We start from the raw sequence: 13,369 nt of genomic DNA on the forward strand, positions 1-13,369 counted from the left end.
AAGCACTAAATATAGGTTTGAAAACCTTCCGCCTGAATATTCCATTTCCCGTTTTTAGGGAATCCTGGGTATTCTTCATTTGCATGACCATCCCAACCTGCTATCATCATCGCTATAGCAATTAGCAGACCGCCATTCCCAGGCAGGTAGGCTGTCAACCCTGGCCGTTGATAATTATGTCCATTAGGTAAATACGTGTTTTTTACTGCATCCATTAATAAAAAATCAATAGCAAGTTCTGCCTCCCCTAAACGAGCTGCAGTCATCGCACACATCGGAAAATCCCAGCCCCAGGCCGTATCCCATCGCCATTCTTCATTCACCTTAAGTAAGGTGTTTTTCATTGTTCCTCTATCGATTAATGATCCCGGAAGAACGCCTAATGCCGCCACCATAGAAGGATGGTCATGATTTTTTTCTGAGAATGTATTGTCACCATTTTCATGTGCTAAATAAACACCGTCTTTTTCTCGTGGTCGCTTTATATGATTGACGACATGAAGCCATTTTTCATCAGGAGCAACCCCTAATCTTTCCGCCCATTTTACTGCCGTTTCTAAACCATATTTCCAATATTCGATTTCATATGGTGGATTTTTAGAATCCTCCATTCTGTGGCATTCTTGGGCAGGTATTAACGGCGGACCTAAAACATATACCTCTTCCTCCTCGTTCCAATTTGCAAAGGAAGCCATAAAATCAGCCGACTCAAATACTACTTCCTTATATTGATTAAGAATAGCTAGAGAATTATTATCTCGGTAAAGTAATTCTGCCAACATAATTGGGTGTGGCTGCTGCCATATAAGTCCGGGGGCTACAGGTGATGGACTTTGCTCCCCATCGATTCCCACCATCTTTGGCCACCTTGCACCTAGATACCCTTGCCTGCTAGCAATTTTTTTAGCAATTGGTAAAATGGTTGCATACCATTGTAGGCTTTTATTTAATTTATCAGCTCTACCCCAAAGCGGAAAATGAGCACTATGCCACCAGTGCATTTCTAAGTGTGCTTTGCCAAACCAGCTATTGTACATCAATCCCGTTTCCTGTGGTGGAATAGACCCACTACTATGAACGGCTGTTAGATATTGAGATAAAATTACTCTACGCTCTAACTCATTTGCTCTTAAGTCACTACTTCCCTCGAAGGAGACAAAGGCACCTTTTCGCCAAAAATCTTCCCAATATTGTTGAGAAGCTTCCATCATATCTGCCACTGAATTCACGTTTGCTGTTTTTTCAGGGCTAAACGAAACTGTAAAGCTGTACTCGGTTTTGTTCATCGGAGGAACAAATTGATATTGATGAGTATCTAGATGTGTAAAACTTGCACCATTTTTCTCCCATCGCACATAATAACTATCCTCATCCATCACTCGTTTTAAATGCACGACATAATCGTTATGGTCTGACTCATAAGTGTGATGTCTTTCCTTATGATCCCAGTTTAAAGTAGTCGCCTTATCCCAGCTATTGTGGCTAACATCAGGCAGCGGGAATGACTGTATGATCTGTATTCTACCCGTTTGTAATAAGGTAGAGGATACGTAAACTCCAATTGCGTCAGAGGTTGGATCACAGACTGTTTTTACTAAAACTTCTTCACCATCCACTTCATATCGACTAGTTATGATACCGGACCAAAGATCAAGTTCTTGATTAATATTAGTTATTTCATTTATGTCTATGATCTGCTCATTCTCAGCTAAAAATAGAAATGAAATTTGGCCAAGCTGCAATCGATGTGGATTTTGTCGCAACCAATGGTAAGCTTCTTCTTTATTTCCTGGTTTCATAGGATATGGGATGTTGCTGCCATAATGATCAAAGGTCTGGTATTCTATATCATTTTCACTGTAAAGATGCTTGCCTTTGCTATAATGCCACCCCCAATTAGATTGGGTACCTAAAGGTGTTTCATACATTTCGGGATAGGTTTGTAACCCTGTAAAATCAACACTGAAACCGAACTGACTATTACCTATCGATAATGGTGCTAATGATTCTATTTGATCTATTCTAGGATTATGTTTTTGTACAACACTTTTTCTGTCCAAATCAGTTTCCTCCCCTTACATTGTGCTCCTTATTTTCTATTACTCTATTTAACCTTCTGTACTTACCTGGTGTCATTTCTTTATATTCACGAAACTTACGTATAAAACTATTTTCATGTTGATAGCCAACCTCAAACGCAATGTCAGCTATTTTCTTATCTGTTTTAATCAACAATTCTTGCGCACGCTCCATTCTTAGCCTTGTAAAATAGCCATAAATGGTGTCGTTCATTTCTTCTTTAAACCACTGACTAGCAAGACTCACACTAACGCCAACGGATTCTGCTATTTCTGGAATACCGATAGGCTCACCTAAATGTACATTCATATACTGAATCATTTTTCTACACATTACATATCTTTTAGAATCATTCAACTTTTTTATATTTTCGATTCTTTCTGATATTCTTTCCTTGAATACAATGGCTATATCTTGTAGATTCATTGTTTGAATTTCTTCTGCAGTAAGGAAAGTTGAATTTGCATTCTCTTTATTTCCTAAAAAAACAACCTTTCTTACTTGCTCAATAAAATAAAAAGATAGCTCTGGACTAATATCACTCTCTTGAAATAACTGAAATAATCTAGTAACATCATCAATTGATTGCATAGGGTCTTCAAGTGTAAAAGATTTTACTAGACTATCTATTTTTTCAATCATATTCGTTTCTTTATCTTCCTCCTGTTGATCAGCTTTGGTATAAATATTCCCATATCCCTCAAACAGACGATATTGAAGGGCCTCCTCCGCTTCATTCATTGCGTCTTTTAAATCCAGAAATTGAACACCTGTTTGATTAAGTCCCAAAGAAACGGAAAATCCTAAAATATTTTTTATGTGTGAAAGCGCTATCTTCAAATGGTTTATAACATTGATTTTTCCCTCTAAGTGTTGGATGATGATAATCATTTTATCCCTGCCAATATCTACTGTCTCTACAGAGTAATGGGTCGATAATACTTCAGTTAAAATATTTGCCATACCCGACTTCACTACAGCATGATAATTGCCGGCCACACTCTCTTTCCATGCAGGATAATTGTCGATCGATACTACTAATAGTTGAATATTATCATCTTTCCATTCTTTAAAATAGGCTTGCCACTTTTCCTTTTGCTCGGCTCTATTCATTAATCTGCCGATATATATGTCATATAAAAATTTTGATTTAGCTTCAACCTTCATTTTTTTAATCAATTGGGATAATTGCGCATGGTCACTGACTAAGTCGTCAATAATATTTTCCAAATGAAGTAAGTCTCTTCTATAATGTGGATCACCATCTACTGAGAACAATTCCTTCATTCTTCTAATAGGTCTTAATTCAATTGAATGAATAAAGAAAATAGCGATTCCGCCAATGATTAGTGCAATTAAAGATACACTAAAAACCACATCACGTATCGTTTTTGATTTAGCCAATATACTCTCTTGAGAGACAACGGAAACAAATTTCCATCCAGTATACTCAGATTCAATTTGATTGGCTAATAATATCTTATCGTTGTAAGTAATGTCGCGTAGATTTCCTTTACTTACTTCTTCCTTCACAAATTGGACAGTTTCGTTATCCAATGTGTGGTTCTTTGTCGTATGTAGGATTGTATTATTTTGATCTAAAATATATTGCATGCTATTAGATTGTGGTTCATTAGATGATTTTAATTTTGAGAACAATTCTGTTTGATTAAGGTTAATTGCCACGATCCCTTTCGTTTCCCCGTTTAAATTTATCTTGCGAAACAAGGAAATGTTCGATCCTTTATACTTGGCTCCATCCGGCAGGTTACGATACTTAACAACCCTTGAGGTATCTTTAAATTCATCGATCACACTAGTCCACTCTGCATCATTAAACGTAGTACTGCTAGAGCTGAACCCTTGAGGGATGGCAACAAAGCTATCACTGTTCACATTATAAATATAAATACTTTGTATAAAAGATGAATTCCTTGTGATCGTAGTTAGCTTGTCATATATGTTCTTAATATTTTGATAGGAGAATTGCGATTGATTTGTTAAATAGCGATACACATCATTGTCTAATGCTAATTTTACTGCAATTTGATCGGATTCCATTACATATTCGTCAATAAAGTTCATGTTTATTTTTAACATTTGCTGCTGAGGTTCATTTAATTCCTGTTGTAAAATATCCTTAGAAGTATAATAAGAAGAAAATCCAACCGTCAGTATTATAAATGTAATAGGAATCATTAAAATAAGCAGTAATCTGATTTGTGTATCTGAAAGGTTTTTTCTAAGTAACTTTTTTATTTTAACCGGGAGAAACTTTGACATGAACTCACCCGCTTTCTGATTTCTCTTCTTATTATATGAAACTTCCATTCTTAAAATAACTCTACTCCTCCTCAATAGAAAGAGGAGGAGTATATCATCTACTTAGCTGTTTCATACCATTCCTGGACGCGTTTTGTTACTTCCTTGCCTCCAGATTGATGCCATTTTTCAACAAATTCATCAAATTTGTCGATGGACCATTCACCTATGACAATTTTAGTTAAATATTCTTGGAATAACTTATGTGACTGAATATCTGGATATCCTTCATAAACAGTGCTAGGCATTCCGTCACCAGCAATTCTTCTTGCATCTGCTGTAGTTACTTCAAAAATATCCTTAATCATCTGTTGGTCCTCTTCTGGGAAGGAATTCTCGATACGAATATCCATGGATTCTTTTGTTTGAAAATTTAACATCCCAAGTGCTAAAGGTGTTTCGTCGGTTGCTGGAAGTAATACTTTTTCACCGGCCACGACTTCATGTTGTACACCTTCTATGCCATACTGGATAAAATCTGCATTATCAGGATTATAGAAGAAATCAAGTAGTTTTAATGCATTAATAGCATTTTCTTCAGATGCTTTAGGAATTAGCCATTCAGGAAGTCCCATGCTTTTCTGTGTGATAAATCCCTCAAACCCCTCTACTTCAGGTAATTGCATTCCGCTAACATAGGCGTTGGGTGCTTCTTCTCTCATTGCAGTGAGTTTATCATTCAACTTGGCCGGAAGATGATACCAGCTTCCTACTAGATTATTATTAACTTTCGCTTGCCAGACGTCCCCTTTATTGAGGAATGTTTCGTTATCTAATAATTCTTCTTCGTATAATTCGCGAATAAACTCAATAGCTGCTTTCATATTTTCCGACGTTCCAGCATAATTGATTTCACCATTATAAATATCCCATTCCGGATAACCTTCCCACATTGCTACTCCAAACATCGCAAATAAATGGTCCATCCATCTTCCAAACTCTCTTCCTGTTGTCGGTAACTCATCTTGCTGTCCATTTCCGTTCGGATCTTTATCACGAAAAGCGATTAACATTTCTTTATACTCTTCCAACGTCTGCGGCATCTCCATACCTAATTCTTCGAGCCAATCTTGACGTAACAATGCTGCTCGTGAAGGAACTAGATAAACTTGAGGTACATAGTAAATTTTCCCATCAGGAGATACAGTACGAACTATATCCCATGCCTCTTCAGGAATTCTTTCCCATACATTTGGTGCATACTTAGGCAATAAATCATCTAATGCCAGAGCGCCGCCTTGACTGATAATTGTTTGCTCGACACCACCAATTGGTCTCAATATGTCTGGAAAATCCTTTGAAGCAATCATTAAGTTAATGTATTCCCCAGGGTCTGATCCAGGAGGAGTTGTTTGCAGCTCATACTCCACACCTGTTTTTTCTTTTACGTATTTCACATGTGGATCATCACTGTCAGGAATTGTACCCTTTCCTAAATGACTTTTAAACACACTAACAGTTGCTGATTCATTATCTTTTTCATCTTGACTAGCCGCATCATCACTATCAGAACATGCTGTGAGTAACAGCAAAAACAACATCCACATAGAAAAAAGTAAGAAATAAAAATAATAATTTCTTATCATCCTTTCTTCCTCCCCACGCTTCATTTCTTCAGTAATCTCAGCACCGCTCCATTCACAAATTATTTTTGTAAAGATGGATTTTGATACCATAATTTTGTTAGAGGTATAAAGATGATCGTATTTATGACTACTCCTCCTCTATAGATAGAAGAGGAGTATATAAGAGTTTATTTAGCTGTTTCATACCATTCTTGGACACGTTTTGTTACTTCCTCGCCTCCAGATTGATGCCATTTTTCAACAAATTCATCAAATTTGTCGATGGACCATTCACCTATGACAATTTTAGTTAAATATTCTTGGAATAACTTATGTGACTGAATATCTGGATATCCTTCATAAACAGTGCTAGGCATTCCGTCACCAGCAATTCTTCTTGCATCTGCTTTACTTACTTCAAATATATCCCTTACCATTTGTTGTTCATCTTTAGGGAAGGAATTTTTAATTCTTTCTTCCATCGATTCTTCTGTTGTTAAATTACGCATTCCCAAGGCAATCGGCTTATCATCTGAAGAAGGTAATAATTTCTTTTCTCCGTCTACTACTTCATGCTGGACTCCTTCAATACCATATTGAACAAAGTCAGCATTTGCTGGGTCATAGAAGAAATCAAGTAGTTTCAATGCATTAGCAGCGTTATCCTCTGATGCAACAGGAATCATCCACTCTGGTTCACCCATACTTTTTTGAGTAATAAAACCGTCAAAACCATCAACTTCAGGAAGAGGCATACCTGTAACATATGCATCTGGTGCTCCCTCTTTCATTGCCAGATATCGCTCATGCAAATTGGCAGGAAGGTGATACCAGCTACCGACTAAATTATTATTTATCTTAGCCGTCCATACATCTCCTTTATTCAAAAATGTTTCATTATCTAACAACTTTTCAGCATAAAGCTCTCTTATAAATGAAATAGCTGCTTTCATATTCTCAGACGTACCTGCATAGTTAATTTCGCCATCATAGATGTCCCACTCTGGGTAACCTTCCCACATTGCTACACCAAACATTGCAAATAAATGGTCCATCCATCTTCCAAATTCCCTACCCGTTGTTGGAAGTTCATCTTGTTTACCATTTCCATTCGGGTCTTGGTCACGGAAAGCTATTAACATTTCTTTATACTCATCTAATGTTTGGGGCATATCCATTCCAACTGCATCTAACCAATCTTGCCTTAATAAGGCAGCTCGCTCCGGTATTAGATATACTTTAGGTACGTAATAAATTTTCCCGTCAGGAGATGCAGATCTAACAATATTCCATGCTTCCTCAGGAATTCTTTCCCATACATTCGGTGCATATTTGGGTAACAAGTCATCTAATGCCAAAGCACCGCCTTGGTCGATCAACGTTTGCTCCACCCCACCAATTGGTCTCAAGATATCAGGGAAATCTTCTGAAGCAATCATGAGATTAATATACTCAGCTGGTTCTGATCCTGGTGGCGTTGACTGGAGCTCATACTCCACACCTGTTTTTTCTTTGACATATTGAACATGTGGATCATCACTACCCGGAATTGTCCCTTTGCCTAAATGACTTTTAAATACACTAACAGTTGCAGTCTCTTCATTTTCTTCCGTAGCCGGCTCATCATTTCCCTCTTCTTGACTAGCTGTATCATCACTATTAGAGCACGCTGTAAATAACAACAAAAACAATGTCCACACTGAAAACATTAAAAAATAGAAATTATGATTTCTTCTCATCCATTTTTTCCTCCCTAATTTAAACTTAATTTATTCTTTCAGTGACCCAAGTACTGCTCCTTTCACAAAGTATTTTTGTAAATATGGATAAACTAAAACAATTGGTACCGTAGCAAAAATAATGGTTGCCGCTTTTAAGGTGGTCGTATTAAAGTCATAATCACCCATTATTAAATCAACTGCAGCCATCTCCTCTTCCGATGTAAAAAAAGCTCGCAAGCGCATTTGTAAAGGCCAGAGACTCGGATCTCTTAAAAAAAGCACTGCTGTCTTAAAGGTGTTCCAATAACCAACAGCATAGAATAGACCAATTGTTGCCAACACTGGCTTTGATAACTGTAAATAAATCTGAAACAATAATCGAAATTCATTACAGCCATCAATTCTCGCAGCATCATCAAGATCAGATGGAATACCCAAAAAGAAAGTTCGGACAATAACCATATTAAACGTACTAATTAAGCCCGGAATAATTAAGGCCCAGATCGAGTCCATCAACCCTACCTCTCTTACTGTTAGGAAGAAAGGAATCATTGGCGCATTAAAAATCATCGTAATGACCATCATTAACATGATTGGCTTTCGTAAGAGAAAATCTTTCCTCGATAATGGAAACGCTGTCAAAACTGTGAACAACATACTTAGAATTGTTCCCACTACTGTAATAAATACCGTTACACCGAAGGCTCTCCATAACACTTCATTTTGAAGAATATGCTCCCAGGTAGCCAATGTAAATTCGACGGGTATTAAAAATACTTTTTTTGAATCGGCAGCAATCGGAGAACTAAACGAAACTGCCAGTAATTGCAATAATGGAGCAATCATTGTCACTGCTAATAAAATTAATAACGTATAGTTAAATATTTGAAATAATCTTTCTCCAATTGATTGTTTCATTTACCACAACCCCTGTTCTGATTTTCTTGCAAGCCTATTAAATATCCACAATAGAGCAAAACCAATGACAGACTGGAACAGACCAATAGCTGTAGTTAAGCTATATTGTCCCTGCAGAACCCCTGCACGATATACATATGTTTCAATAATATCTCCAACAGAGTAAGTCATCGGAGTTAACAAGTTAAATATTTGATCAAAACCTAACTCTAAAAAGTTACCAATATTCAATAAGAACAACACAGCAATAGTAGGTAACAGTAAAGGGAGTGTAATGTAAATAGTTTGCTTGAATCGATTAGCTCCATCTATTACCGCTGCTTCATAAAGACTTGGATTGATCGCCGTTATAGCAGCTAAATAAATAATCGTACCCCATCCTACTTCTTTCCAAATCCCAGAAATAATAACAATTGTTCTAAAATACGCTTCCTCTTGCATAAAAAGTATTGGCTCATATCCAAGCATTTCTCTAATTGCGTTTACGAATCCCTGACTTGCTAATAACTCAAATACGATACCACCAACTACAACCCATGACAAGAAATGTGGCAGATAAAATAAACTTTGGACCGTTTTCTTTACAATTAATAATCTTATTTCATTAAATAATAACGCTAAAATAATGGGTGCTGGGAATTGAAAAACCAATTGATACAATGCAATTAATGCAGTATTCCTCAATACCTCATGAAAGTCTTGATAATGCAACAAATGTTTGAAATTTTCAAGACCCACCCAAGGACTTGCGAATATTCCTTTAAAAATTTGGAAATCCTGAAAGGCAATTACACTACCCATAAGTGGAATATACTTAAAGATAATGTAATAGATGATACCAGGCAAAATCATTAGATATAACATCCAATGTTTTCGTACATTTTTGATCAAATTGTTTTGGATAAGCCGGTCCCATAATCCATCTTTCTCCACCATTACTTGTTCATTTTTTAGCTCATCCATGCACTCCCCCCTTTCTTCTCTTTCAATAAAATCATATCGCGAACCTTATAAAATAAACAATTAGCCATTTCCACAATTACTATTCAATTCTTATTTAGAGGCATAATCTATAATTCGTTTAGGCTATGTTGCTATTGTTTGTTCTAAAATTAGATTAAGAAAAACTGTGCAACCCGCCCAGCCTTATAACTATATGCTAAGTAAGTCTATGGCGATTGCTATTAGTAGCCATTTTGAAATATATCGACCGTTTGACCACCGCTCCGGCTACCCACTCCCTTTTCCGTGGGGTTTGCCCTATGAAGGTGCATAGACTGTGATACCAACGGTTATATACTTTTCTACCTTATAATGGAGACAATCCGTCAATCAATTGCTTTTAATTGACGAATTGTCTCCATTATACCAATAAATAGATTACATTTTTAAACCAACTTTATACAAAGAGATTACATTTTTTCATCCTATCCTTTTCTTATTCGCACTCGGTACAAACTGCGAAGTTGTGAAAGTTTGTGGAGTGAGACTTTCCTCCATTCTTTCCATAAGGAGTACTGGAATACCGCTCCGGCAGAATACTCCGCTTTCCGTGGGCTCGGCTTCAGCTAACTTTGTGAAGAAAAGCACTTCACAAAGTGGATCTTCAGCTCTCGCTGTCCCACAGAAGTCTCCGTATTCTGCCTACGCTAATAACATTATTCTAACTTTTTAAGAGGAAATACTCGGAAACATTCCCGTTTATTATCTCTTTCAAAAATCAGAACACTACACAGAGCGGATGGAAGATACGCAGACTCCTACGGGACCAGCACGTGTCCGAAGACCCCGTTATGCACCTGCGTCTTCTAGTAACGCTTCGTTGTAGGCTTCCTCAGTGCAAGGGAGCAAAGAAGTTTATTCAAGTAGTTCCCTGGCTGAGGCCGTGCCCGTGGAAAGCGAAGTATCTTGCCGTAGCATATCGTAGCACTCATCTCCAAAAGGATGGGAGGTAGGAACATAATAGTTGCTGCGCAGTTTATGTTTATTGTACATCTATTCTTTAATTTCCGAAAAAAAGATGCTCACTTGTTATAAGTGAGCATCTTATCAGCCATTAACTTTTATTCTTATTGTACACGTCAAAGCCAACGGCAATTAATAATACTAAACCTTTAATAAATTGTTGCCAATCGATACCGATACCGATTAGTGACATACCGTTGTTCATTACACCCATTACAAGACCTCCGACGATCGCACCGATAACCGTACCAACACCACCGGCCATGGATGCACCACCAATAAATACGGCAGCAATCGCGTCAAGCTCCAGCATATCACCAGCTGCTGGCGTTGCTGAATTTAATCGAGCGGCAAACATTAAGCCCGCTAAAGCAGCTAGCACACCATTGTTAACAAATACCCAAAATACAACACGTTTTGTTTTAATACCAGATAAATCGGCTGCTTTCTTGTTACCACCTGTGGCATAAACATGTCGTCCCATTACTGTGTTCTTCATGATAAAAGTGTAGATGACAATAAGTGCAATTACGATAATAAGTACGGTCGGAATCCCTTTGTTTAATGCTAATTGATAAGCAAACCAATTAATCGCAAATAGCAATAACGCCAATTTTACAATGGTAATCCATAACGGTGCTACTTCGAAATTGTACTGTAGTTGTGTTCTTCTTTTATTAATTTCTAAGTAGACCAATATTAATGACAAAATTCCGGTTAACACTATCGTAAAAATGTGTACATTAGCTCCATTAAATATGTCGGGTAAAAAACCACTACTTAGACTTTGAAACGAGTCAGGAAAGGGTGCTAAAGATTGCCCATCTAACAACCATAACGTTAGACCTCTGAAAATAAGCATTCCGGCCAAGGTTACAATAAAAGATGGTATCCCGATATAAGAAATCCAAAAACCCTGCCAAACACCAATTAATGCACCCGCAAAAATTGCAATAATAACCGCAAGCCAAACAGGAACATTCATATTAATAATTAGCACACCGGCAATAGCTCCAATAAATGCAACAACAGAACCTACTGACAAGTCAATGTTCCCGGTAATAATAACAAGTACCATTCCAACAGCTAATACAAGAATAAATCCATTTTGTAAAATAAGGTTGGTTAAGTTTAAAGGTTTAAAGTTGATCCCATCTGTCAAAATCCAAAATAGACCAGTGATCAAAACAAGTGCAATGATCATCCCATATTCTCTAATATTATTTTTAAATAAATTAATTACCCTTTGCATCGCTAGTCCCCCCTGTTCCAGTCATATAGCGCATGACATTCTCTTGATCTGCTTTATCTTTATTTAATTCACCTGTCAAGCGGCCTTCATTCATTACATATATTCTGTCTGATAATCCCAATACTTCTGGTAATTCAGAAGAAATAACGATTACAGCTAATCCTTGCTGAGCTAACTCATTGATTTGAGTATATATTTCAAATTTCGCTCCTACATCAATACCCCGTGTTGGTTCATCTAAGATCAAAATATCTGGCTCAGTAAAAATCCATTTACTTAAGACTACTTTTTGCTGGTTACCGCCACTCAAATTACCTGCCAGTTGTTCAAGTGTTGGTGTCTTGATATTTAACTGTTCCCTTAAATATTGCGATTCGACTACTTCTTTATTTTCATTAATTACACCAGATTTGGAGATTCTTTTTAAATTGGATAACGTAATATTGCGTTTTATATCATCAATTAAATTCAAGCCATATGTCTTACGATCTTCTGAAACATAGGCAATGCCACTTTTGATCGCTTTACTTACGGTATTGGCTTCAATTTGTTTTCCATCCTTATATAATTCGCCACTGATTTTCCTACCATATGATTTTCCAAAAATACTCATTGCCAACTCTGTACGGCCAGCCCCCATTAATCCTGCTATACCTACAATTTCACCTTTTTTAACATGAAAATTGATATTATCCAGGATTTTACGATCCTGTTGTTGCGGATGGTAAACATTCCAGTTCTTCACTTCAAATATAATCTCACCGATATTCGAATGGCGATTAGGGAACCTGCTTGTTAACTCTCGCCCCACCATCCCTTTGATAATTCTTTCTTCTGATACTGCTTCTTTCGCATCTAACGTTTCTATTGATTTTCCATCCCGAAGTACCGTAATCGAATCTGATACATAGGATACTTCATTTAATTTATGGGAGATTAATATAGATGATACTCCCTGTTGTTTTAACTCTAGTAATAATTTCAATAAATTCTCACTATCTGTTTCATTAAGCGCTGCAGTAGGCTCATCAAGGATTAATAACTTAACATTTTTCGATAAAGCTTTCGCAATTTCTACCAGCTGTTGTTTCCCTACACCGATATCCATTACAGCTGTTTCAGGTGAATCCTTCAATCCGACACGTTCTAACAATTTCTTAGACTCTGAAAACGTATCCTGCCATTTCATAATTTTATTAGATTGCCGTTCATTCCCAAGGAAAATATTCTCTGCAATAGACAGGTAAGGACTTAATGCTAATTCCTGATGGATAATAACAATTCCTAAATTCTCACTTTGTTTTATATTTTTGAATTGACCTTCCTGTCCTTCAAAATAAATAGATCCATCGTATGTTCCATATGGATAAACACCACTTAGAACTTTCATTAATGTTGATTTTCCTGCACCATTCTCTCCGACTAAAGCATGGATTTCTCCTTGTTTCACTTTTAAATTAACTTTATCTAAAGCTTTTACACCGGGGAATGTTTTCGTAATATTTCGCATTTCCAGAATATAATCAGACATTACTTCACCACCTTCA

Annotated in this window: 8 protein-coding genes; all 8 read right to left on the reverse strand. The window is 36.8% G+C overall.

Annotated elements, in window-relative coordinates; translation table 11 throughout:
• Positions 1-5 precede the first annotated feature (5 nt).
• Positions 6-2,060, reverse strand: coding sequence for a glycoside hydrolase family 65 (locus ACTWP4_RS09095; RefSeq protein WP_443128451.1), 2,055 nt, complete (start codon positions 2,058-2,060; stop codon positions 6-8).
• Between the two features lies 1 nt (position 2,061).
• A complete protein-coding gene (locus ACTWP4_RS09100; protein WP_443128452.1) occupies positions 2,062-4,362 on the reverse strand; it encodes an AraC family transcriptional regulator in 2,301 nt (766 codons plus the stop codon).
• Between the two features lie 98 nt (positions 4,363-4,460).
• Positions 4,461-5,987 (reverse strand): extracellular solute-binding protein, encoded by a 1,527-nt coding sequence (locus ACTWP4_RS09105; RefSeq protein WP_443128453.1) that lies wholly within the window; start codon positions 5,985-5,987, stop codon positions 4,461-4,463.
• A 167-nt stretch (positions 5,988-6,154) separates the two neighbouring features.
• Positions 6,155-7,705 carry an extracellular solute-binding protein gene (locus ACTWP4_RS09110; RefSeq protein ID WP_443128454.1) on the reverse strand — a complete coding sequence of 517 codons (1,551 nt, stop codon included), beginning with the start codon at positions 7,703-7,705 and terminating at the stop codon, positions 6,155-6,157.
• Between the two features lie 30 nt (positions 7,706-7,735).
• Positions 7,736-8,605 (reverse strand): carbohydrate ABC transporter permease, encoded by an 870-nt coding sequence (locus ACTWP4_RS09115; RefSeq protein ID WP_443128455.1) that lies wholly within the window; start codon positions 8,603-8,605, stop codon positions 7,736-7,738.
• The gene (locus tag ACTWP4_RS09120; RefSeq protein ID WP_443128609.1) at positions 8,606-9,541 is read right to left on the reverse strand and encodes an ABC transporter permease; all 936 of its coding nucleotides are present in this window, start codon (positions 9,539-9,541) and stop codon (positions 8,606-8,608) included.
• Positions 9,542-10,661: 1,120 nt separating this feature from the next.
• Positions 10,662-11,822, reverse strand: a complete 1,161-nt coding sequence (mmsB, locus tag ACTWP4_RS09125) for a multiple monosaccharide ABC transporter permease (RefSeq protein WP_443128456.1) — start codon at positions 11,820-11,822, stop codon at positions 10,662-10,664.
• Entirely contained in the window at positions 11,806-13,353 is a 1,548-nt protein-coding gene (gene mmsA / locus ACTWP4_RS09130; RefSeq protein ID WP_443128457.1) for a multiple monosaccharide ABC transporter ATP-binding protein, read from the reverse strand. The genes mmsB and mmsA overlap by 17 nt, the downstream gene beginning before the upstream one ends.
• Positions 13,354-13,369: the final 16 nt, after the last annotated feature.

The sequence above is a fragment of the Gracilibacillus sp. D59 genome, from assembly GCF_052246695.1.
Taxonomy (GTDB): domain Bacteria; phylum Bacillota; class Bacilli; order Bacillales; family Amphibacillaceae; genus Gracilibacillus.